Genomic DNA, 22,533 nt, shown 5'->3' with positions numbered 1-22,533 from the left:
AGGCCTCCGCTTCCTTTCAAATGAATTCAAGACGGATTGAGCTGCATCCCCGTCTTGATTCACAAGCGACTATTTCGTAGTGGCTGCTTCGCGCCAAAAAAAGCGCGTCACTGCATGATGCGCCTTAGATCGCTTTAGAGGTCCACCTGCTCAGACATGACAAGTGCATCATCTACCTCAATTCCAAGATACCGCACCGTACTTTCGAGTTTTGTGTGGCCTAAGAGCAATTGCACCGCTCGAAGATTTCCGGTTTTCTTATAAATCTGAGATGCTTTTGTCCGACGCATCGAATGCGTCCCATAGCGTCTTCGGTCCAACCCGATACTGGTGACCCATCGATCTACGATTCTCCCGTATTGTCGGGCGGACAAATGAAGTTTTGAGCACATCCGACTCGGAAACAGGTGGTCTGCCGATGTCAGTTCTCGTTCAACGATCCATTTCTCCAATGCGGACCTTGTGTGCTCGGAGAGCTCGAACTGGACCGGCCGTCCGGTCTTTCTTTGGATGACCGTCGCCCGATCGCGTAGGACGCCCGATATCGTCAAATTGCTCACTTTGATCGACGTCAAATCGCAAGCGCGAAGCTTACTGTCGATCGCAAGGTTGAAGAGAGCAAGCTCTCGGAGATTCGAGGCAACCTCCAATCTGGTTCGTATTCCCCAGACTTCTTTCGGTTTTAACGGAAGTTTTTGACCAACGATCTGCCCCTTATTCCAGACAGGCATAGCAAGACTCCATGCCACCCGTCCCAGCCCCACCACTCCCATCGAGCAAGAGGAATCTACGCTATAGGGCTAAATGGCGCCTTAGCGCCATAAGCGGCCGCCAAGTGTATGTAATTCTCCGATTGACGAGATATAAGCGGGCCGTGAGTTCTTTCGGTGTCTGTCCCCCGTTACGAATGCCTCCGGAAGACGGAACCGCTATTTTGGTCAGATCGTCTCGGCGTGGCAGCCGCTATCTGTGCAACGTTACTACAAAAAGACTCTTTAAAAGCAGGTGCCGCCAAACCGCTCGCGGCCCTTGATCTGGGCGGCAGCCTGCGCATCGTTCGGCAAGGGCGGCGTGATCGTCAGCCAGAAGCGGACGAACAGGGCCAGCGTTTCCGCGGGTAACCCCAAGATCGCGTTCGAGACGTTGGACTTGGCGCGACAGCCGGTCGAGACGGCGCGCGAACGCCGCCTCGCGCCGATCCTCCCCATCCGGAGACAGAAACGAGGTGACCGCCGCTTCCACGATCGCCGATCGGGAAAGCTTCTTGCGGTCGGCAAGATCGGCGATCTGCTTCAGAAGGTCCGGCGGGAAATACACGTTCATCCGGTCGCGCATGGTCTCACAACTCCATACCGTCATTCGGGTCGAGCGAGACCTGGCGGGCGATGCCACGCATCTGCTGGTGCAGGATGCGAGCCTGACGGGCTGCATCGTCCGACTCGTCGTCGAGCACAGCGGCGAACTCTTCCGCAGGCCTCGGATCAGTCGCCTCCTTGGCAATGGCGACATGGTCGGGAAGCTCGGGTTCGCGACGCAAGCCGCTATTGGCGGCATCCTGTTCCGCCTTCTGGATCTCACCAAGCAACACGGCGTCCGGTGCCTGCGGCGTTAGAGCTGACCACCCATCCGTCCGTGACGACCGGCCAGACTTCGCCGGATCGGGCGGCGTCAGCACCCGTTCGGTGAAACGGTGATCCTCGTAATAGCGAGCTTTCTTCGCCCGGATCGGGGGCGTGCCGGCAACCATGACGATCTCGTCAGTGGGCGGGAGCTGCATCACCTCGCCCGGCGTGAGCAGCGGCCTTGCCGTCTCCTGCCGCGAGACCATGAGGTGACCAAGCCACGGATTCAGCCGGTGACCGGCATAGTTCTTCATGGCGCGCATCTCGGTTGCTGTCCTCAGCGCATCGGAGACACGCTTCGCCGTGCGCTCGTCCATGGCAGTTGTCGAGGATCGCGTTGTTGGGCCCGTAGGCTTTCTCGATCTGATTCAGCGACTGCGCGATCAGGAGGCTTTTGATGCCGTAACCTGCCATGAAGGCCAGCGCGGATTCTAAGAAGTCGAGCCGGCCGAGCGCGAGCCGGGTGCCGAGATCGACTTCCATTTGCCGGGCGAGATCGCGCGTGAAGGCTTTGAGATCGGTCATCTCGCCGGCGTCCTCGGGCCAGGCGATGAAGCGGAAATGATGCCGGTCGTCCTTGCAGCGATCCGCGAAGGCGGCATCGTCAGCGCGGTCACTGCCGGCATCGAACATCACCGCCTTCTCGCTGTTACGGGTGACGCCGTCGCGTTTGAGGTACGAGAGATGAGCGGTCAGCGGCGCGGAACGGAAGGATCGTCCCTGGTGACGAACGACGCGCGCCTTCACCACCACGCGCCGCGCCGGGCTGAACAGGCGGCTGCGGCTAAACCTGATCCGGCCGCGCCCGAAGGTCGAGCGCCCGTAGCTCGAGGAACGCTTGCCCGCAGCTGCAAGACTGGAGCTGTGACCGGCCTTCTTCGCCGCGCGCAGCACCCGGTTGATGAAGCTCTTGGGCTTTGGCGCTCGCGTGCCGCGGATGCGGCCAGGCCGGACTCGTAAATCGCTGTCGCCTGCGCTCACTGCAATGGCTCCGCGAGCAAGCAAGAACGGACAGTGCCGAAAACATTCTTGAGTTCATTGGCGAAAGCCTGAGGCGCGGCACGCGCCCCGACCGACCGGCACGGCCGAACCCTAGCCATTCCAATGGCTTGTGGTTCGAGCGGCGAGCCGCTTTTATCTCGCCGTCCCGCTGTCGTGTTTCCCCGTTGCCTTGGCCTTCCCAGCCATTCTATCCCGGAGCACGCCATGGCACGCCAGACTGCACATCCCGTCATTGCAGGTCTCCCGCACTGGATCGTGCAACGAACAGACTGCCCGCTTGCGGCACGAACGCAGAGATATTGCGCGACAGATCGCTCGCCGAAGCGCGGTTCGATCGACGCTCAGCCGACACCTGATCGGCAGCGGTTGCGCGTTCGGGTCGCGCGATGAACAACGGCGCCTCGGTCCATGACTTCGCGTGAACTACTGCGACGGAGAGCGGACTGGCGAGTTCGGCGCCACCGAACAGGGGAGCAAGCGTTGCCGCATAAGCGCGGGTCTCGGCCGGCAATGGACGGCCCGCGAGATACTGTTCGTAGCGGCCTGGTCCCGCGTTATACGCCGCAAGGAAACCGGGCGAGCCATAGCGGTCGTGTAGTTCGTGGAGATACGCTGCGCCTGCCAGAATGTTGTCGCGCGGATCGTATGGATTGTCGCCAAAGCGATGACGTATGCGCAGGTCTGCCCAGGTCGCGGGCATGATCTGCATCAACCCCATCGCACCTTTTGGCGATCTGGCCCACACGTCACCTGCACTTTCGAGGGTCATGACGGTGCGTATCCAACGCGCCGGCACGCCGAAGCGACGTGAGGCCTCTTCGATGAGAATCGCAAACGACCCGGCAGGCCGTGCGCTCGGCGGACGTCCGGTTGATGCGTTATCAGCTTGTGCGGCATGCACCAGCACGATCGCAAACGACAACACCATTACGACGGTACAAGCTGCCGTCTTTAAACGACCCAAGCATGCCGCCGTGCTCACGCCCGTCCAGGGTAAAGCTGCTTCGCGCCGGCCTTGCGGCCGCCCTGGACCGCCGCCGCGCCCGGCGGCTTTGCGAATGTTGGTCGGGACGGAGGAATGGTGCAGCATCCGGTCGAACAGAGGAATGGCAGATCGAGAAAGAGAGATGCGCACCATCACTCCTCCTTGGTCCAGACAGGGAATGCACGGCCAACAACTGCGGATGCCGCGATCGGCCCGAAGTAGCGACCGTCCAGCGAGTCCCTGGACTGCCAGTTCATGAGAAAGAGTTCGTCTTCGCCGACAACACGACAGCCGTGCCAGACTGGCAGCGGCCGGCCGCGACTGTCTCGCTCGCGCGCCTCTCCCATGTCGATCGCATCGACCGAGATAGTGTGTCCGCTTCTGCAAACCGTTTGCCTGGGCAGCGCCAGCACGCGCTTCAACATGGGAATGCCGACCGGCAGATAGCCGTTCATGTTAAGAAAACTCGCCAGCGGCTCTGGTGGCTTGATGGCGACGAGTTCGGTGACAAACAGTCTGTCTGCGGGCCGTAAGCGATAGAGGCCAAGCGGTACACTTTCGGAAGCATTCCACAGGTAGAGTGGAACCGGCTCCGCGACGACCGGTGCAACGAGAACGGCGACCCCAACAAGCATGACTGCGAGCGTCGAGAACCGGCCATTCATGGCATAATCCTCCGCCTGTGAAGCCAAGCTTGGTGACGCGACTTGGTGTAGGTTCGCGGAGCTTCATTAACGGAGAGGCGGTTATGGACGTGATGCCAACAATCAAGTGCAGCGTCCGCGGGATCGATGCCAAGCGCTTCGATCGCATCGATCAGTTGCAGCACTCGCTCGACCTTGGGCCAGCCCGACAACCGCAACAGAATATCGCCGCCGGGCGTCACATAGGGCACCGTGGTGCAACGCTGACCGGCCGCGACTGCCCGCAAGATGTCGATCCGCGAGATGACCGTGCCAAAGTCATTTGAGGTCCAGCGGACGAACGCGAAGAGCTGCCGGGTGTGAACGACACAACGCGCCGACGGCGATCTAGGATCGGCTCCGAACAGTGCCCCCACAGATGCCAGGTCCATCAGACAATTAGGATGCCGATCGCCCCCTACGATTCACAGTTGCTCGTCAACTTCGCGGCAAAAGGGGGCGATTCGTCCTATTTGTACGCCACAACTACACAGCAGCCATACCAGCGCTTTATATTTCTTTGCTGGAGAAGCCTACGATCTTATTGTCTGAGACCGATGGTGGTTCGGGGCGGAGGCATGGGCGGCAAGAACGAAAAGACTCGGATCGAGGCATTTGCGTCGCCAGGTAGGGGGAAAATGCCGCGTGCCACGAAGCGCCCTCGCAAGAAACGTGGCATGCCGCCGCCAGCGACGTTCGATATCGATACGCTGCCGGGCAGCTCGAATTTGACGGCATTGGAAGCGGCCGCGGTCATCCGGCGCACGCCCGGAGCGCTGGAGCAGTGGCGGCGCGATCGGAACCATCCCCTGAAATGGCGCCATGTCGATGGTCGCCCGCTCTATCGGGTCGATGCGGTGCGCGACTATCTAGCCAGATGCGATAAAGCCACTAAGACGCCTCCGCCGCATAATGCTCGCGAAGACGACCGAGCAGCTCAGCCTTGATGGGGTCAAGTGGATTCGTCCGTTGCAGGCGCACGACCCCTCCGACCCGTTGCGCACCGACCAACTGCGCGATGTAGTCATGAGCAGCTTCGAACGCCATCTTGCGGATGATCCACTGTTCGTCGTGATTGTAGACCTGATCGATTCCGCGCGGCTTTTGCCCGACACATAACCGCTGGATTTCGTTGTCGTAGCCGCACCGTGACATAACGGTGCGCAAGCTGCGCCTCAAATCGTGCATGGTGAACCTGGCGACACCCGCTTCCTTAACCAAACGGTTCACCATCTTGGTGAAGCCCGACAACTGGCCGCCGGTCTTTGGTGACGGGAAGACGTAGTCGGACGTTGCGCGCTGGAAATGCTTCGCAGCTGTGAGCACCTCGTCAACGAGATGAGTGCGCGGCACGTCGTGATGCAGGCCCATCTTGGTCCACGCCGCATCGAAGGTGATGCGGTCATCCATGATGTGCTTTCGCCACTCAATGATGGTTGGCTCGCTGCGGCGCGGACCGCCGAGCAGGCACATGCGTGCTAATTGTCCAAAAGCCCCGAGCTTGCCGGATGCGTGCCAGACCTTGATGATCTCCTCATCCATCAGCGCGCGGCCCTTCGTTCGGCGCCCGACCCTCTGCGCACGGGTCTCTTTCGGCGCGCGATAGCCGGCAAGCACGTTGTGCTCGACGTAACCTTCGCCGACACACCACTCGAGGAATGTGTGGGTGTGCTTGCGCAAGTCCCTGGCTGCACCGCGCTTACCGGTCTTGGCGGTCTTGTCCACTGCCGCCATGATTTGCCGGCGCGTCAATTCGCCGATGGCGAGATCGAAATGATCCTTGAGACCGCGCCGCAGCGCCGACATCGCAGGCCTCCAGTTCACGACTTGGCGTCCGGTCAGGGATGTCTGATAAGGGCCGTCTTCACTGATCAAGGCCACCAGCGTAGTGCGCTGCATCTCGGCCAGTTGCCGGCGCTTGGCTTCTCGTTTGGCGTCGTTCGGATCGACCCCTGTGACCACCTCACTAGCGGCGATGGTGGCGGCCTTCCGAGCCGCCCGCTCATTGAACCTTGGCCAGGCCCCGAGGGTCTTGCGCTGAGTGCCTCTCACTCCCGGCTTGGTGAACAGGTAAACCCAGGTCCGGCCGCCCGTCGCGCGCATGCGCAGCGCCAGACCGGGCAGCTTGTCGTCGTGGAGGTAATGCTGCGCCTTGCCCGGTGGCATTGTCGTGTCGCGGATGACCGTGTCGGTCAGTGTCAAATAGTTGATCGGCTCTCCCACGGTCCCTGCCCTTCCGTCTTGTGCCCACGCGGGAATGATCGGACCGGCAAGAACCGGGTCTCAGACCTTCCCTCGACTGTGTGCCCCAAGGGAAAATTCGCGGGGGGCACAACAGGGGCACACAAGATGTGCTATGGCCCACCATGGTCAACTATGGTCACACACTACAAAAACACCATAATTAACAGGCCATTATGCAAATTTACTATGGTTAGGTCTGGCTGGCCAGGGCCTACAGATTGTGGTTCACACGGGAGAGGTCCAAGGTTCGATCCCTTGTGCGCCCACCATGTCTTCGTCGAATTCAATGACTTAACGGTCCAATTCCCTTGCGGTGTGCCCCAGAAGAGCGGGGGCACAGTGCGGCACATTGGTACGACACGGTTGCCAAAAATGACTCGGCCACCGCGCCCACCCAACTGCCGCTTTCGGGCTCAGGCAAGTCGGTGTTGTGGTCAGACTGCATTCCGACATGAATTAGCAAATGGTCAGCGTGAAGGGCGCCCGCCCTTGCCGTGCGCGTCGCGTTGCAGCCTCATGTTAAAATATCAACGTGGATTCGCGATGCAGCCTTTCACCCTGCCCCCTATGAACACTTAAGCAGACGAGCTCATGGACCCGCTTGACAGCCCCAATTCCAGGACAGACGCGCGTCTGGCAACGCAGTCATCACCGCAAGGAATTGCGGCTGATCTCGTTGCCGTGCTGGTATCCGTGACCTCGGGCGAGCCTCGCGTTCTAACGATCCAGGACCAGCGCGCCCTGCCCTCCGGGCCTTTCGAACTCGCCCATCGTTCGCTGCAATCGGGGCTACGGGCCTGGGTCGAACGGCAGACACGGCTGCCGCTCGGTTATGTCGAACAACTCTACACCTTTGCGGATCGTGATCGTGCTGGCGCCACCGGCCAGCATGTCATCTCGATCAGCTATCTTGGCCTGACACGAGAACAACCGGCATTCGGCGAACACGAGGCCAGATGGCGCGGCTGGTATGATTACTTCCCCTGGGAGGATCATCGTGACGGCCCGCCGCCGCTGATGGAGAAAGCTCTGCAGCCGGGGCTCAAAGCCTGGGCTTCTGCAGCTTCCGATCGGGCGGCACAGCGCGCTCGTCGGCAGCGCGCCGCCATGCTCTTCGGTTTCGAAGAGCACGGCTGGAACGAGGAACTGGTTCTGCAGCGATACGAATTATTATATGAGGCGAGACTGATCCCGGAGGCGACACGCGGAAATTCCTCGACATCCACGTCGACCCGTGCGGCTTTATCGAACACGCCGGGTCACCCCATGATCCTGGACCATCGCCGGATTCTGGCCACCGGAATTGCAAGACTCAGGGCCAAGATCAAATACCATCCTGTCGTATTTGAATTGATGCCGGACACATTCACGCTGCTGCAATTGCAACGCTGTGTTGAGGCGCTGGCGGGACGGCAAGTGCACAAGCCGAATTTCCGCCGCCTGATCGAGCAGCAGGAACTCGTTGAGGAAACTGGCGAAACCAGCCAGGACACCGGCGGACGTCCTGCAAAGCTCTTCCGCTTTCGCCGTGCCGTCCTTGCGGAACGCGCCATTGCCGGAACCAAACTTCCCGTCTCGGGGGCTTGACAAGCCTTATACTCGATTACAGTATAACATATGCTCAACGAGAGTATATATCATGTTGTCGATACCCGAACTGCGTCCTTCGGAACATCTCTATGCGAAAGTGCGCCACGCGATTCCCGCGATCGAATGGTCGATGCTGTCAAAAGATATCGACGCTATCATCGCGTTGAAGAAAAGCCGCAACGCCGTCATCCTTGCCCACAATTATCAGACACCGGACATCTTCCACTGCGTCGCGGACATTGTCGGCGACAGCCTCGCTTTGGCGCGTGAAGCCATGCACGTGGAAGCCGACGTCATCGTTCTCGCCGGTGTTCACTTCATGGCCGAGACGGCCAAATTACTCAATCCGTCGAAGACCGTGCTGATTCCCGATCGCGGTGCCGGCTGCTCGCTAGCCGACTCCATCACGCCTGAGGACGTGAGGCTGTTGCGGCAAAAGTATCCTGGCGTCCCGATCGTGACTTATGTGAACACCTCGGCAGCGGTGAAAGCCGAGTCGGATATCTGCTGCACCTCAGGCAATGCCAAGGCGGTGATCGAGTCGCTTAGCGTTGAACGCGTGATCATGCTGCCGGACGAATATCTGGCCAGGAACATCGCCGCCGAGACCAAGGTTAAAGTGATTACCTGGACCGGTCATTGCGAGGTGCACGAGCGCTTCAGCGCCGAAGAGGTGCGCCAATTGCGCGAGAACCACCCTGGTGTCGTCGTACTGGCGCACCCGGAATGCCCGCCGGACGTCCTGGCGGAGGCCGATTTCGCCGGCTCGACGGCCGCCATGTCGTCCTACGTCGCAAGCAAACGACCACCGCGAGTCGTGCTTCTGACGGAATGCTCGATGAGCGACAATGTCGCCATCCAATACCCGGACCTCGAATTCATTCGTCCGTGCAATCTTTGTCCGCACATGAAGACGATCACGCTCGGCAACATCCGTCACGCGTTGGAGACGATGCAGCACGAGGTCACGATCGACGACAGTGTCGCAGCGCGCGCACGCCTCGCGGTCGAACGAATGCTGGCCGTCACATGACAGCGTTGCACGATACGAACGGCGCTCCCGTCATCATCGGCGGCGGCATCGCCGGCCTCATGACTGCTCTGGCGCTAGCACCGCAACCGGTGCTGCTCCTGACCGGCGCGCCGCTCGGCTCGGAATCGTCGAGTGCGCTTGCGCAAGGTGGTATCGCTGCCAGTATCGGGGCGGATGATAGTGCTTCGCTGCATCTGGCAGACACACTCGCCGCCGGTGACGGTTTGTGCGACAAAACCATCGCGGCCTCAATCCTCGCCGCAGCGCCCGCCGCGATCGAACAGTTGGCGCGGCTCGGCGTCCTTTTCGATCGGGATGCCTGCGGCAAGATCATCCTCGGCCTCGAGGCCGCGCATTCGCGCCGCCGGATCGTCCATGCCGGGGGTGATGCAACAGGCCGGGACGTTATTCGAGCCCTGGTCCGCAAGGTCCGCGAGACGCCTGCGATCACGGTGATCGAGGGAGCCACGGCACGGCGCCTGGTCGTCGAAGACAATGCAGTGGTGGGTCTTCTCGGCCATACCGGCCCGGGACCCGTGCTCTTTGCCACCGATCGTGTCGTCATCGCGACCGGTGGCATCGGAGGTCTGTTTCTGCATGGGACAAATCCGGCTGGATCCTTTGGCCAGGGCCTCGCGCTCGCAGCACGCGCCGGCGCCGTCATGGCCGATCTTGAATTTATCCAATTTCATCCGACGGCGCTCGACAGCAAGTCCTCTCCACTGAAGCTCATTAGTGAGGCCGTACGCGGAGAAGGCGCGATCCTGGTCGATGGGAATGGCGATCGCTTCATGGCCGGTGTCCCAGGCGCCGAGCTTGCGTCCCGCGATGTCGTGGCACGTGCCGTCTGGCGGCACATGGCGGCGGGGCATCGAGTTTTTCTCGACGCAAGGGGCGTGAAGGGACTCGACTTTGCGCGGCGGTTCCCGGCCATCACGGCACTTTGTCGCGATGCAGGAATCGATCCGGTTACGCAGCCAATCCCAGTCCGTCCCGCTGCGCACTACCACATGGGCGGCATACTGGTTGACCGGACCGGGCGGACCTCCGTCGACGGTCTGTGGGCCTGCGGCGAAGCTGCCTGCACCGGCCTGCATGGTGCAAACCGGCTTGCCAGTAATTCACTCCTCGAGGCGGCCGTGTGTGGCGGCTGGGTTGCCCAGAATATTGCCGCAACGACCTCCATCCGGCGGCGGCAGCCAATGTTGCCCGGTGGAGTAACAGACAGCGACCCAAGTTTGGTGCGCCCTATTCTGTCGCATGCCGCAGGCGTATTACGCGATGGCGAAGGCCTGCGTGCCGCCGCCCGCGCGCTCTATCCCCTCGCGATCTCGCAGCAAGCTGCAAGCGACCCCGCAATTGTCGGCCTGATGATCGTGATCGCTGCCTTGCGCCGCCAGGAAAGCCGCGGCGCGCATGCACGCACGGACTTCCCGAAGCACATAAGTCTGGCACAGCGTTCGACGCTGCGCCTTGATGACGCGCTTCAAGCCGCGCGAGACGACATCCCGGAACTCGTCGCCTAACCCAAAGGATCGCCATGACGCCCTCACCGCTCCCCCATGTCATGATCGAGCCATTGGTTCGCATGGCATTGCTCGAAGATCTCGGACGAGCCGGCGATCTCACGACCGATGCGATCGTGCCAGCCGACCGACGCGCCACAACACTTCTTGTTGCGCGCCAGCCCGGCGTGGTGGCCGGGCTCGACCTCGCTCGACTCGCCTTTCAACTGATCGATCCTGCGATCGAGGTGCATATCGAGCGCAGCGACGGCGCAGTCCTGGCGCCCGGCGACGTGATCGCCACAATCACCGGCCCGGCGCGAGGTATTTTGACCGCTGAACGGGTTGCTTTGAATTTCCTGTGCCGCCTGAGCGGAATCGCGACGGCAACGGCATCTGTGGTTGCAGCGGTCCGAGACTACCAGACGAAAATTGTCTGCACGCGCAAGACAACGCCAGGGCTGCGCGCCATCGAAAAATATGCGATCCGCGTTGGCGGTGGCAGCAATCATCGGTTCGGCCTCGACGATGCCGTGCTCATCAAGGACAATCACGTCGCCATCGCCGGCAGCGTAACCGAGGCGTTGAAGCGGGCGAAAACCGGTGTCGGGCATCTGGTCAAGATCGAACTCGAAGTCGATACGCTCGATCAGCTGCGCGAAGCGCTCGATCACGGTGTAGACGCCGTGCTTCTCGACAATATGGATGCAGCGACGCTCACGGAAGCTGTCGCGATGGTCGCAGGTCGGGCGGTAACCGAAGCCTCCGGCCGCATCACGCCCGCGACAGCGCCACGCATCGCTGCGACCGGCGTCGATCTGATCTCAATCGGATGGCTCACCCATAGCGTCGGCGTTCTCGACATCGGGCTCGATTTCAAACCGGACGATTTGAAGATGTGAGTCAGGCTATTGATGTTGTTGTGATCGAACTCAATATCAACAGAACGCCTCAGCAATTATCCCGATTGCAACTTTGTACCAGTAGCTTCGTCGATCCCGCGTCGCGCGATCTTCGTCCTCTAGCCCGCTTCTCTCGGGAGATCGAAAGCATCAGATCTTTTCACTGGTCGGCGCAAAAATGCACATCCGATCGGTAAAGCACCGTCACGTACTAACTTCGCGTGGCGATGTTTCTCAACGCCTGAGCATCGAGAAGGACAAGTGTACGATTCTTGACCAGAACCCAGCCGCGCTCGGCCCAAGCGGATATGATTTTATTTGCGCGCTCCCGCGAAATGCCTACCATCTCGCTAACACTCTGTTGCGTCATATTCACCACAGGGGATCCACCCATTCGCAGATTCGGCTCCGCAAATTTTACGATGATATGGGCAAGACGAGCCTCGAGACCGTGAAGGATCACCTCTTCCAGATGCTCGCTCGTCCATCTCAGGCGCGCGCATAACAAGTCAATGAACTTTGCAGCCAAAGCCGGCTCGGTTCTAACCAGGGGGATCAGATCGCGCCGCGCAATTCCCCAGATCTCACAATCGCTATTCGCGATTGCATCCGTTGTTCGGTCGAGGCCATCCAAAACAGCAATCTCGCCAAATGTCTGACCGGCACTGATCAGATTTAACACCGCGCTCTTACCGTCAGGGGAGGATGCACACATCCTCACCGAGCCTTCCACAACTCCGAACAGGCACGTCCCAGGGTCTCCGCGTCGAAAAATGTAGTCTCCCCGTTCGAAGGTCTGAAAAGACGCGCGATGAAACAGCTGGGCAACCGTCTCGGGCGCGAGGTCGCTGAAGATCGCGTTCATACGTATGGCCGCCTGACGGCCCGCTGATCTCGCTGGCTTCGCTTTCGACACCGCGATGTTCCCTGTGCTCCGCACCGGTCCCAAATCAAGGTCTGTTTGGACGTCCGCACCGATCCAGCCGGCCAGCCCCGATCCGCACAGCCAATGGTGAGCCGGGACCTGGCGCCTTTGTGTCTCCTGTTTTCGCGATGCGCTGTACGTCCGGACGATCGCAAGCAAGCTGCGAGATCATCAATTCCGAGATCAATCGTGTCACCTGCGGAGCCGCGACACTTGTCCCATTCATCGTCACAACGGAACCGCTGCGCGTACCGGCGGCAAGCAGATTCCTGTGTACTGGCGACTCGTCTCCAACTGCCGACACATCGGGGCTTCGGATTGGGGATGCGCCATCTGATGTCGCGCGCCCTCCGGCCCCCGAATACTCGCTGACGGCCTTGTCGCTGCGAAGATAAGCACCCACGACGATTGCGCGCGTCCCTGTCGCCAATGCGTTGATCGTACTTTCTCGCCGGACCGGGCTGGAGCCCTTGTCATCTTGCTCCAGTCGCCCGGCAAGATCGAAGCGCACGTAATTCTCGTCTTCAAGCCGAGATTGCCGCCCTGACAACGGATAGCCAAATGGCGTGTCGCCGCGCTGAACCCAGACATCGACTGTCGTGGCTGCTCCCTTGTTTTTGAGTTCGATCAACCACGTCCCGGACGGCGCAGTCAGCGAGGGCATTGCGAGATCAGCCGTGGGCGCCATAGCAAGGAATATCTGCGATCGCTCCCCGACTGCAGTATAGTATTTCCCGAAAAACCGGAGCTGGCCTGATATGCGCCACTGCCAGTTCTGGTTAGCCCCAATCCAAGGACTGCGCTGGTTGGTCGGGGTGGTAATCCTTATGGCGATTTCGGGTTGGGACTTCTCTGTTGCCTGTTTGGGCAGCCAGAGCTCCATAAAGCTGTTGGCCTTATCGTCGGGCTGCACGCGCCACCGCAAGCGCTTGGGCGATTGGCCAGGGATTGATGCCTGAGACAGTTCGACCAAGGCATGACATCGCGCCAGATAGTGATTTCCGGCTGGCAGAACGACCCTGAGCGGTGCGGTGCGTGACGCTATCAACTGATCGATCGCAGCTTCCAGCTGTGACGTACCATCGTGCGGGCCGGCAATGGTCCCATAACTCAAATTGATGACCACTGGGATCGGCCCCGTTCCTTCGGCGGCCGAGATCTGATCCGCACGACTGAGCACATAGGAGATGGCGGCGTAGACATTCGGAGTCAGGAATGCGCCCGACGTCTCCTCTGTCACCCACTTCGGCAATTGAACGCCGATGATATAGGGAAGGTTGGGATCTTCGGGAACCGCATGTTTCGGGTCGAGCCCGCAAGCAATGTCCATGACGTGCGTACCGTGCTTGGCGCGGCGAGCAGCCAGCTTCTGACCGGCCAACCGATAGAACTCATCCTCATCCAGCAATCCAGTATGCGTGCAGGACGCCAGAAGCTGATTGATCTCGTTCTCCTGCAGCTCCCGCCCCCAGCCGAATCCGGCCGGCCGGCCTGTATTTGTGTGATCGTCCTGGTTCCAGAAATACTTCACCCGCGATCGGCCATCCTGAAAGCGGAATCTCTCATGGGCGAACGCCAATCCGTCATCGATGATCGCGACAATTGCCCGCCGCGACGGACTCGTGGCAAGCAACTGCTGCTCGATCGGTTCAGTCTTCTCGAACAGATTCGTCGTCGGCGTTCCAAGCTCGATTCGATTGATCGAGGACAGCAGGGGCGCAAACTGTTTGGCGTCACCGCGCGATACCTTGCCGGAAACAAATGCGGAAAGAGCCTCGCGTCTCGCAATCGCCATACAGCATGTTAGATCGGCACCTCTCAGAGAGGGTGGCGCCTCCTGATAGACCGCGGGAATTCGAATGAACTGATCCAGCCCCGAGCGCACGACGGAACGGGCAAGGGCTTCCACTGGTTCATCAAGCTCCAACAAGACCCAGAACCACTCACCCGGGAGATAAGCGAACTCCGTCAGCACTGCCCATTCGAGATAAGGTGAAACCCGCTTCCGTTGTTCTGCCATAACGCACACCTTGCGAATGCGATCGCCCTACCGCCATTTCCCAGCAGCTACTTCACCTCTGCAAGCGCAGCATCCCACAGCCACTTCACAATCGGCGACACAACTGGCGGCGTGGAGGCGAGAAAATCGACATAGGGCGGATCAATCAGGGGGCTCAGCTTTTCCTGTCCGTTTGCTGGATTGTAGAAATCATGGAAATTGAAGTCCTGAGTAGCTCCGTATCGCCCGCCGTCAAAACGCCAGGCGTTGAATCTCGGCCCACCTTTCGCCCGCAGAATGAAATAGCGGGCAAGTGACAGTCCAAGCACCTGACCGGCCGCAGTGTCGACCGGGAAATGGACACCTGCCACTGTGCGGTTGACCGCGATCCGCGCCGCCTGTCGCATCAACTGCTCACCAAGTTTAGGCTCGCGCCCGTACAGCTCCCACAGGATGCGCGCAATCATATGATTTTCGGTGGAATGACCGCTCGGAAATGTCCCGTGGCCTGGCGTCAGAATGATCGGTTGAACCTGAGACGACAGTTCATATGGTCGCCAGCACGCCAGAGCATGCTTGATGCGCATTTCCACCGCGGTTGCAAACCGAAGAGCAGCATCAAGCAGCTCGATCGTCTTCTTGGTACGATCCGGATGGAGGTTCACGACCGAACTCCAGAACGCATATTGAGGGCCGAGCTGGGTCACGATTTCCGAAACACGATCCTCGCGAAGATCGGAATATTGATCCAGAAAATCCAGCTGGCCTTTGAAAGTCTCGGCCGGCGGGCGGATCAAAGTCGCAATCCGGCTCGATTTCGCTTTGGGAGAGGGATCGGCCGCCGTGGTTTGAACGTGGAACTGCCAGACCGTGACCGACTTCTCGCTCGGTGTCCGGGAGACGTTCTTGCCCTGATGCTTGTAGCTGAATTTCTCTGAGTGGCTTGTAAAATGGAGGTGCGACAGCAGTTCGAAGTCTATGACCGCCGCCCGCACCCACGGCTCCCAGAGCGCGAGGTTCTTCTTGTCGTCCAGCGCACGTGGCGACCGATTGACGGTCTGACCGAGCCAGCTTCCGACGATACCGTCGCGGTGCTTGACGAGTGCATCGGCAACCAGCGGCGACCCGTAACTGCCGTAGGGCCCAGCTCCAGCACCGCCTGCGCCTCCGGCACCGCCCGCTCCCCCAGCACCACCGGCGCCGCCTGCGCCCCCCGCACCTCCTGCGCCGCCTTCAGGACCCATCGTGCACATGTTTTTGCTCCCGTTCTGCTAATTCGGTACGCCAGCTCCCTGCAATGCGCTCGACCAAATGCGGCCAGTTTCATATCCCCCACTGGGGTGACGCTCGCGATATTTCGCGACCGTCAGGCCCGGCTCGAGTTTCATCAGTTCGGTCACCGTCTTGCGCGCCTCTTGCTGAAGGCCGAGCTGCCATTGCGCGATCGCCAGCGCGCGAAACGTGGATGTATGCGTGCGATTGGCGCGCAACGAACGGTTGGCAAGATCGATGGCGCGCTTGTATTGCCCGGCGGAGAGAGCAGCCGTTGCGGCCAGGGAATCGTAGAAGTATCTGTGAGGGTCGAGCGGCGACAGTTTCAGCGCGTGCTCGGTGTGTTCGACTGCCGACTTTCCTGCATCCTTGAAGGCGAGAAGCGTTCCCTTTAGCAGCCACGCCATCCCATCGTTAGGATTGACGCGCAGCGCGAGGTCATACTGCTCCTGCGCGACGTCAAATTGTTTCAGCAGATTGGTATGAGCAAAGCCCATAACCACCAGCGCGAGGGAACACCGCGGGTCGGCACTCAGTGCTCGCCGCCCGCAATCGAGCGCCAGTTGCGTATCCGCACTCCAGTCATCGGTCCATCCCTGCTGGACCCGCAATATGTGCCACTTGGCCATCCATGCCCATGGTACGGCCTGTCGGGGCATGCGCTCGGTCAAGACCTGGAGCATCTGGCGCGACCTGTCAAAATCCTGCACCGAAAGACGATGCATGAGCGCGATCGCCCCCATCAACAACGTGTAGCTCTCGACGGTCGGGAGTGATTGCGACTGCGCGCGTTCAAGCTCGCGCGCCATGATCGCCAAGCTGACCGCCGTCACAATACCCGCGACAGCACCGTCCTTTCCGCTGATCAAAGCTGTCGCGCTACAAACGAACGAGTCAGACCAAACGATTGTCAGATTCGACGACGATGCCAGTTCGAGGTTCACCCGCAACTTACTTCCGGCCTTGCGGTAAGAGCCCGACAGAACGTAGTTCGCCGTCAAATAGCTACTGATCTCCTCGACCGAACTATCCCGCCCGCGAAAGACAGACGTCGACAGGCGCGAGATGACGTTCAGCTCCGATGAACGCGAAAGCGCGGATATGATTTCGTCGGCGAGCACTTCGCCAATGACCCGATGTTCCGGACCATCATCCAGCCCGGTAAAAGGTACGACCGCGACAGTGGCGCGCAACTTCGGCATTGATACAGTACCTGGCTCGATCACGGGTCGCGGCCCTGGTGGGCCGACACGATACGCTCGAACGGGTTCATGCACATGTTTAAGGTAACAAGCTCCCAAATCCTCGACGTCGGCATCCAATACAGGCACGAGTTGGTCGCGAACATCGGCCGATACAACAATTTCCCCTGGCCCCGCTAAACCTGTGAGCCGGGCTGCAAGGTTAACGTCAGCCCCGTAAACATCGTGCTCGTCCGCAAGAAGATGACCGACGTGAGCTCCTTCACGGACGAGGATATACTGATCTTGCGGAACGCCTTCATTGATAACCGCACACGCATTCTGGACTGCAAAGGCAGCTCTCACCGCGAGGGGAGATTGAGGGAATTCCATCAGGAGCCCATCCCCAAGGCTCTTTACAAGCCGCCCCTCGAACCGCGGCAGGACATCTTCATCTATCGTTTTAACGAGTTTACGCCATCGCTGTACGGTGCTGGCCTCGTTCTCTTCCATCAGTCGCACGGACTCGACCACGTCCACGAAGAGCAGTGTGCGCACCACCCATTCCGGATTCTCGAATGCGAGTGAAGCGCTTGATCTAGCCATCAGCCACGCTGGTCACTGTTCTGATCCGCACTCTTGTGCACTAATGCGCACAAACTCGGTATCGCGGACGGATCACACTCAATTTTGCCCGCCAAGAACTTGTTAGCTAGACTTGAACAACGGCGATTTCAGGACGCCGCTCCTGACGACTAGATTGCAACCACGTCGCCACGCGACTCGACTTTGATACGCCAGCCGTAATCATCGATACCTGCCGCCGGACCGAATGGTGCTATCTCGATCATAGACCAGGAGTTCTTCAGCCGGCAACTGCGACCTGCGCGTAGCGACGGCGCCTCCGCCCCTGACGACGGATGTACATCGTTAAAGCCTGAAACGATTTGCTTCATGATGGCAGGGACTGCGGCGGTTTTCCCAACCACGATCGCACACATGAGGACGGCGCAAATCACTCCGGCCCCGATCATCAAGCGATGGTATAATCGACGATAGGACTGCTCCAGTTTATCTTCCGACGCACTCATGATTGCCTCCAGATAAGGCACATAGCCTTACTGCGTCCCGCTGGAGGTGGATGTGACGAGTGTCACATCCCGGGATGATTTTTTCTGATTGCCGACGCTCTTTGTCCCGGCCTGGCCGCCCCTTGAACCAAAGATAGCGTATCAAGCTACGCGCGGCTTCGAGGAAGCGCAGCGAATTCTTGGTCGTAGCTGGCGTAGGATTCCTTGAGCGTCGCCAGATTGAGCAGCATCGTCGCGACCAGCGCGTTCGAGCTATTGAAGACTTCGGTGCGCACCCACAGACTCTCGGTGCGTTTGCTGCCGGACATCGCGACGACCTTTCGGTCTATGCGGTAGTCTTCCCCAACGAACAGCGGACCTCGCAGTAACCGGATTTCCTGATCAGCGAACAGCCCGACTGCCGGCCCCTTGACCGGCAGACGATCCTTCTTGCTGCCGTGCTGAAACAACACGCTGAGCATTTCCATCGGAATGATCGCGCGTCCCCATGGCGAATTGCCTGCGCTCTCGGGCGCGTAATATGGCGACGGCTCGGTGATGACCTTGAGCTTCTGTTCAAGCGAGAATGGATAGAGCTCGCCCATATTCTGATCGAAATCCATCCGAACCGTCTGCGATGCGGTGGTCATGCCGAGCTTGATGTCGCGCAGGATTACGGCATCACTCAGCGGCTTCAGCTCAGTGAGTCGGATATCCAGGGCGGAGGCCGGCGCGTCACTGCCGATCGATGCACTGCCGCGCAACACTTCGGTGCCATCACGCTTCGCCATCCTGATCGTGCAATAATGCCCGTCACCAATCGGCTTTTCGACAATGGCCTGTACTTCCTCGCCCTCAAAGGCGGCAGCACGATAATGCGCCGAGATACAGCCCGTCTCGAACCAGTCCTTGCCCCACAGTCGTTCGCAGAGCGGTGCAAACTGGCTGAAATGGGTCGGGCCCTCGATGGTCCCGCCCTTGAAGCCGAGCTTCTGCGCGGTGGCATCGTCATGGATGGATGCGTGAGAGTCGTAAGTCTGCGCATGGAGCATCTGTCGGGGCTGTCGCCACGGACCGATCAGTGCATTTCCGGCGTCCTCAATCACCGTATCGAATGCTTTTGATATCATTGGAAACTCCTCCGGGAATGCGAGCCGTCGGTTCGTTGTGGCTACCAGGTATCGACACAGGGGCGCTTGCGACCCTCGCGTTGCGGCGGCTTCGGCACCGAACGCAGGCCGGCCATCACCCAGCGGCGCGTCTCGGCGGGGTCGATGACATTGTCGATCTCGAACACCGAGGCGATCGAGGTCGCCTTCCCGTTGGCATAGAGTTCGGCGACCTTGTTCTTGTAATAGGTCTCGCGCTCCACCGGATCGGCGATTGCCTCCATTTCCTTGCGGAAGCCGAGCCGGACGTAGCCTTCCAGCCCCATGCCGCCGAATTCGCCGGTCGGCCACGCCGCGGTGAAGAACGAGGCATGAAAACCGCCGCCGATCATCGACTGGGCACCGAGCCCATAGCCCTTGCGCAGCACGATGCCGAACAACGGCACTGTGATGCTCGCGCCGGTGACAAACATACGCGCGACATGGCGCACGATCGCGGTCTTCTCCGCCTCCGGCCCAACCATGAAGCCCGGCGTATCGCAGAGTGACACGATCGGAATGTCGAATGCATCGCAGAGCTGCAAGAAGCGCGCGGCCTTGTCGCCGGCCGCGGCGTCGATGGCGCCGCCGAGATGTTTCGGATTGTTGGCAATCAGGCCGAATGGCTTGCCTTCGATACGAATGAACGCAGTGATCATGCCGACGCCGAAATCGCGCCGGATTTCGAGCACGGAATCCTCATCAGCGATCAGATCGATCACCACGCGGATGTCATAGACGCGCAACCGGTTCTCCGGAATCGCACGCCGCAGCAGGCGCTGGTCAGGCGCACGCCATTCGGTGACGGCGCCCTGGAAGTAGGACAGATATTTCTGCGCGGCCCGTGTCGCTTCCTCTTCGTCCTCGACGAGAATATCGATGACGCCGTTCGGTGACTGGAAAGAGACGGGTCCGACTTCGGCCGGATGATAGACGCCGAGACCCCCGCCTTCGATCATCGCAGGACCCCCCATGCCGATCGAGGCGTTCTTCGTGGCGATGATAACGTCACAACAACCGAGCATCGCAGCATTGCCCGCGAAGCAATAGCCAGACACCACGCCGACCACCGGGACGAGACCCGAAAGTTTCGCGAATTGCACGAAAGACGGCCCGTCGAGACCCGTCATGCCGAGCCGATCGGTATCGCCGGGACGACCACCGCCGCCTTCGGCATAGAACACCAGCGGCATTTTCCACTGCTCGACCAGCGACAGCATGCGGTCGATCTTCTTGTGATTCATATGGCCCTGGGTACCCGCCAGCACGGTGTAATCATAGGAAATCACCATGCAGCGAGCCTCATGCTCGCCGAACTTGGCGGCATTGACGGTCGCGACGCCGGCGACCAGACCATCGGCCGGCGTGTTCTTGATGAGATCATCGACCGCGCGGCGGCGCCGCTGGCCGGCGATGGCGAGGCTGCCATATTCCATGAACGAGCCGTCATCGACCAGTTGCGCAATATTCTCGCGCGCGGTGCGCTGATTGGTCTTGCGCCGGCGCTCGACCGAAGAGGGCCGGTTTTCATCGAGCGTGATCCCCTGGCGAGCGATCAGTTCGGCAAGGTCGGGACGAATGTGGTCGAGATCGATATCGGCTTCTTGCGTGGCGAGGTCGCCGGCCACGTCCTGCGGTTCGATGTAAAGTATGGGCTCGCCCTGCATCAACGTGACGCCATCGGATGCCGCGATCCGGGTGACGCGACCGCCCTGCTCCGCAGTCACCAGATGCTCCATCTTCATGGATTCGATGATGGCGAGTTGCTGGCCGGGCCTGACAACATCGCCTTCGGCCACCGGAATGGACACGACCGTGCCCTGCAGCGGCGCCGCGACCGGGATCGATCCTTCCGGCGCGGGCTGTACGACGCCGGCGGAGGTCCGTGCATCACCGATTGATCCGCTGGCGGCGAATAGCGGCTTGCCCGCTGTCAGTGTGGCAGCGACCAGATCGGAGACGTTGCGATCGATGAAGCTGGTGTTGATCCGATTGGCCTGGAAATCGGCGTTGGCCAGGATCGCCTGCATCAACGGGATATTGGTGGCGACGCCCTCGATGCGGAATTCGCGTAACGCCCGCGTGCCCTTGGCGATGGCGTCGGCCCATTTCGACGACGGCGTGTGGACGATCACCTTGGCCAGCAACGAGTCGAAGGCCGCACTGGTCTTGTAACCGGCATAACCGAACGTATCGACACGCACGCCCGGGCCTGACGGTGGCTCGAAAATCGCGAGCGTGCCGCCGGTCGGCTTGGTGGCGCCGGTGGCATCCATGGTCTCCATATTGATGCGGAGCTGCATGGCGAAGCCGCGCGGACTCGGCACCGACGCCTGATCGAGACCGAGCGACGCCAGCGTGGCGCCACCGGCAACGGCGAGCTGCGACCGCACCAGATCGACCGACAGCACTTCCTCGGTCACGGTGTGTTCGACTTGCAGCCGCGGATTGGCCTCGATGAAGGCGAAGGCGCCATCGCCCTCGCCAGCCTCGCCATCGACCAGGAATTCGAACGTGCCGAGGCTGTCATACTTCGCCTCCGCCGCAAGATTTTTGGCAGCTTCAACGATGCGGCTGCGCAATTTATGTGACACCGACGGACTCGGCGCAACTTCGACCAGCTTCTGATTGCGGCGCTGGATGGTGCATTCACGCTCCCAGAGCTGACTGATATCGCCGTGCCGATCACCGATGATTTGCACTTCGATATGACGGGCATTGCGAATGAGACGCTCGACATAGACGCCGTCGCTGCCGAAGGCAGCCGTGGCTTCGGACTGGCAACGCGCATAGGCGTCGTCGAGATCCTCCGCGCGCTCGACAACGCGCATACCGCGGCCGCCGCCGCCAGCCATCGCCTTGATCATCACGGCGGCATTGCTACCCAGCGATGTGAAAAACGCTTTCACCTCATCAAGCGTCGAGGGGCCCATGGTGCCCGCGATGATCGGCACACCACAGCGCTTGGCGAGTTGCTTGGCCGCGACCTTGTCGCCGAACAGCTGCAATGCCGCGGGTGACGGGCCGACAAAGGTAATGCCCTCTTCGGCGCAGCGGCGGGCCAGATCGGCGTTCTCGCTGAGAAAGCCGTAGCCCGGATGCAGCGCGTCACAGCCGGTGGCTTTCGCGGCACCAATCACACCTTCGATATCGAGATAAGCACGCGCACCACGGCCGGGGATTTCCGTGGACTCGTCAGCGATCCGTACATGCAGCGAAAGCGCGTCATCGGCCGGATACATCGCGACGGTGGCAAGGCCGGCGTCCGCCGCGGCGCGCGCGATACGAATGGCGATCTCGCCGCGATTGGCAATCAGCAACTTGCGAAAGGGCATCAAAACTCTCCGTGAACAATAGACGCGATCCGGGGTG

General features: G+C 60.4%; 17 protein-coding genes and 2 pseudogenes. 4 read left to right on the top strand and 15 right to left on the bottom strand.

What is annotated here, in order from left to right; genetic code table 11:
* Positions 1-134: 134 nt before the first annotated feature.
* The 8 genes and pseudogenes from AB8B02_RS04110 to AB8B02_RS04075 all read right to left on the bottom strand — a co-directional run bounded on the left by AB8B02_RS04110 (position 135) and on the right by AB8B02_RS04075 (position 6,515).
* The gene (locus tag AB8B02_RS04110; protein WP_439063188.1) at positions 135-731 is read right to left on the bottom strand and encodes a tyrosine-type recombinase/integrase; all 597 of its coding nucleotides are present in this window, start codon (positions 729-731) and stop codon (positions 135-137) included.
* Between the two features lie 276 nt (positions 732-1,007).
* Positions 1,008-1,335 (bottom strand): annotated as a pseudogene (locus AB8B02_RS04105) (CopG family transcriptional regulator); the annotation flags it as partial.
* Between the two features lie 4 nt (positions 1,336-1,339).
* Complete coding sequence (locus AB8B02_RS04100) at positions 1,340-1,777, bottom strand: type IV secretory system conjugative DNA transfer family protein (protein ID WP_439063187.1); 438 nt, start codon at positions 1,775-1,777, stop codon at positions 1,340-1,342.
* Entirely contained in the window at positions 1,758-2,603 is an 846-nt protein-coding gene (locus AB8B02_RS04095; RefSeq protein ID WP_439063186.1) for a type IV secretory system conjugative DNA transfer family protein, read from the bottom strand. Before AB8B02_RS04095 ends, AB8B02_RS04100 begins: the two co-directional genes overlap by 20 nt.
* 250 nt (positions 2,604-2,853) lie before the next feature.
* Complete coding sequence (locus tag AB8B02_RS04090; RefSeq protein ID WP_439064583.1) at positions 2,854-3,552, bottom strand: lytic transglycosylase domain-containing protein; 699 nt, start codon at positions 3,550-3,552, stop codon at positions 2,854-2,856.
* Between the two features lie 209 nt (positions 3,553-3,761).
* Positions 3,762-4,274 carry a S26 family signal peptidase gene (locus AB8B02_RS04085; RefSeq protein WP_439063185.1) on the bottom strand — a complete coding sequence of 171 codons (513 nt, stop codon included), beginning with the start codon at positions 4,272-4,274 and terminating at the stop codon, positions 3,762-3,764.
* Positions 4,271-4,671 (bottom strand): annotated as a pseudogene (locus tag AB8B02_RS04080) (DUF2840 domain-containing protein). Before AB8B02_RS04080 ends, AB8B02_RS04085 begins: the two are co-directional and overlap by 4 nt.
* Positions 4,672-5,183: 512 nt before the next feature.
* Positions 5,184-6,515 (bottom strand): tyrosine-type recombinase/integrase, encoded by a 1,332-nt coding sequence (locus tag AB8B02_RS04075; protein WP_175368201.1) that lies wholly within the window; start codon positions 6,513-6,515, stop codon positions 5,184-5,186.
* A gap of 612 nt (positions 6,516-7,127) precedes the next feature.
* On the opposite strand from AB8B02_RS04075, the gene AB8B02_RS04070 reads away from it, so the two are divergent.
* Genes AB8B02_RS04070 through nadC form a run of 4 tightly spaced genes read left to right on the top strand, consistent with a single transcriptional unit; the run spans position 7,128 to position 11,566 of the window.
* Entirely contained in the window at positions 7,128-8,123 is a 996-nt protein-coding gene (locus AB8B02_RS04070; protein ID WP_439063184.1) for an NUDIX hydrolase, read from the top strand.
* 52 nt (positions 8,124-8,175) lie between these two features.
* On the top strand, positions 8,176-9,159 hold the full coding sequence (gene nadA / locus AB8B02_RS04065) for a quinolinate synthase NadA (RefSeq protein WP_439064582.1): 984 nt from the start codon (positions 8,176-8,178) through the stop codon (positions 9,157-9,159).
* Positions 9,156-10,685, top strand: a complete 1,530-nt coding sequence (locus AB8B02_RS04060; protein WP_439063183.1) for an L-aspartate oxidase — start codon at positions 9,156-9,158, stop codon at positions 10,683-10,685. The genes nadA and AB8B02_RS04060 overlap by 4 nt, the downstream gene beginning before the upstream one ends.
* 14 nt (positions 10,686-10,699) lie before the next feature.
* A complete protein-coding gene (nadC, locus tag AB8B02_RS04055; RefSeq protein ID WP_439063182.1) occupies positions 10,700-11,566 on the top strand; it encodes a carboxylating nicotinate-nucleotide diphosphorylase in 867 nt (288 codons plus the stop codon).
* Positions 11,567-11,777: 211 nt separating this feature from the next.
* Here nadC and AB8B02_RS04050 read toward each other — a convergent pair whose 3' ends face one another.
* From AB8B02_RS04050 to AB8B02_RS04020, 7 genes are all read right to left on the bottom strand, one after another.
* Entirely contained in the window at positions 11,778-12,431 is a 654-nt protein-coding gene (locus AB8B02_RS04050; protein WP_439063181.1) for a Crp/Fnr family transcriptional regulator, read from the bottom strand.
* Between the two features lie 85 nt (positions 12,432-12,516).
* Complete coding sequence (locus tag AB8B02_RS04045) at positions 12,517-14,511, bottom strand: S8 family serine peptidase (protein WP_439063180.1); 1,995 nt, start codon at positions 14,509-14,511, stop codon at positions 12,517-12,519.
* Positions 14,512-14,558: 47 nt separating this feature from the next.
* Positions 14,559-15,734 carry a phosphatase PAP2 family protein gene (locus AB8B02_RS04040; RefSeq protein ID WP_439063179.1) on the bottom strand — a complete coding sequence of 392 codons (1,176 nt, stop codon included), beginning with the start codon at positions 15,732-15,734 and terminating at the stop codon, positions 14,559-14,561.
* A 27-nt stretch (positions 15,735-15,761) separates the two neighbouring features.
* Positions 15,762-17,501, bottom strand: a complete 1,740-nt coding sequence (locus AB8B02_RS04035; protein WP_231077732.1) for an adenylate/guanylate cyclase domain-containing protein — start codon at positions 17,499-17,501, stop codon at positions 15,762-15,764.
* A gap of 197 nt (positions 17,502-17,698) precedes the next feature.
* Positions 17,699-18,034 (bottom strand): hypothetical protein, encoded by a 336-nt coding sequence (locus AB8B02_RS04030; RefSeq protein WP_231077733.1) that lies wholly within the window; start codon positions 18,032-18,034, stop codon positions 17,699-17,701.
* Positions 18,035-18,180: 146 nt separating this feature from the next.
* A complete protein-coding gene (locus AB8B02_RS04025; RefSeq protein ID WP_439063178.1) occupies positions 18,181-19,143 on the bottom strand; it encodes a hypothetical protein in 963 nt (320 codons plus the stop codon).
* Positions 19,144-19,184: 41 nt separating this feature from the next.
* The gene (locus tag AB8B02_RS04020; protein WP_439063177.1) at positions 19,185-22,496 is read right to left on the bottom strand and encodes a carboxyl transferase domain-containing protein; all 3,312 of its coding nucleotides are present in this window, start codon (positions 22,494-22,496) and stop codon (positions 19,185-19,187) included.
* Positions 22,497-22,533 lie beyond the last annotated feature (37 nt).

Source organism: Tardiphaga sp. 862_B3_N4_1 (assembly GCF_051811085.1).
GTDB lineage: Bacteria > Pseudomonadota > Alphaproteobacteria > Rhizobiales > Xanthobacteraceae > Tardiphaga > Tardiphaga robiniae.
Note: the sequence above shows the minus strand (reverse complement) of the source record. Positions and strands in the feature narration are given on the sequence as shown.

Bases quoted from the DNA above. Each gene is read 5' to 3' on its own strand.
- AB8B02_RS04110 (WP_439063188.1), bottom strand. From the start codon at position 731: ATGCCTGTCTGGAATAAGGGGCAGATCGTTGGTCAAAAACTTCCGTTA.
- AB8B02_RS04100 (WP_439063187.1), bottom strand. From the start codon at position 1,777: ATGCAGCTCCCGCCCACTGACGAGATCGTCATGGTTGCCGGCACGCCC.
- AB8B02_RS04090 (WP_439064583.1), bottom strand. From the start codon at position 3,552: ATGGTGTTGTCGTTTGCGATCGTGCTGGTGCATGCCGCACAAGCTGAT.
- AB8B02_RS04085 (WP_439063185.1), bottom strand. From the start codon at position 4,274: ATGAATGGCCGGTTCTCGACGCTCGCAGTCATGCTTGTTGGGGTCGCC.
- AB8B02_RS04070 (WP_439063184.1), top strand. From the start codon at position 7,128: ATGGACCCGCTTGACAGCCCCAATTCCAGGACAGACGCGCGTCTGGCA.
- nadA (WP_439064582.1), top strand. From the start codon at position 8,176: ATGTTGTCGATACCCGAACTGCGTCCTTCGGAACATCTCTATGCGAAA.
- AB8B02_RS04060 (WP_439063183.1), top strand. From the start codon at position 9,156: ATGACAGCGTTGCACGATACGAACGGCGCTCCCGTCATCATCGGCGGC.
- nadC (WP_439063182.1), top strand. From the start codon at position 10,700: ATGACGCCCTCACCGCTCCCCCATGTCATGATCGAGCCATTGGTTCGC.
- AB8B02_RS04050 (WP_439063181.1), bottom strand. From the start codon at position 12,431: ATGAACGCGATCTTCAGCGACCTCGCGCCCGAGACGGTTGCCCAGCTG.
- AB8B02_RS04045 (WP_439063180.1), bottom strand. From the start codon at position 14,511: ATGGCAGAACAACGGAAGCGGGTTTCACCTTATCTCGAATGGGCAGTG.
- AB8B02_RS04040 (WP_439063179.1), bottom strand. From the start codon at position 15,734: ATGGGTCCTGAAGGCGGCGCAGGAGGTGCGGGGGGCGCAGGCGGCGCC.
- AB8B02_RS04030 (WP_231077733.1), bottom strand. From the start codon at position 18,034: ATGAGTGCGTCGGAAGATAAACTGGAGCAGTCCTATCGTCGATTATAC.
- AB8B02_RS04025 (WP_439063178.1), bottom strand. From the start codon at position 19,143: ATGATATCAAAAGCATTCGATACGGTGATTGAGGACGCCGGAAATGCA.
- AB8B02_RS04020 (WP_439063177.1), bottom strand. From the start codon at position 22,496: ATGCCCTTTCGCAAGTTGCTGATTGCCAATCGCGGCGAGATCGCCATT.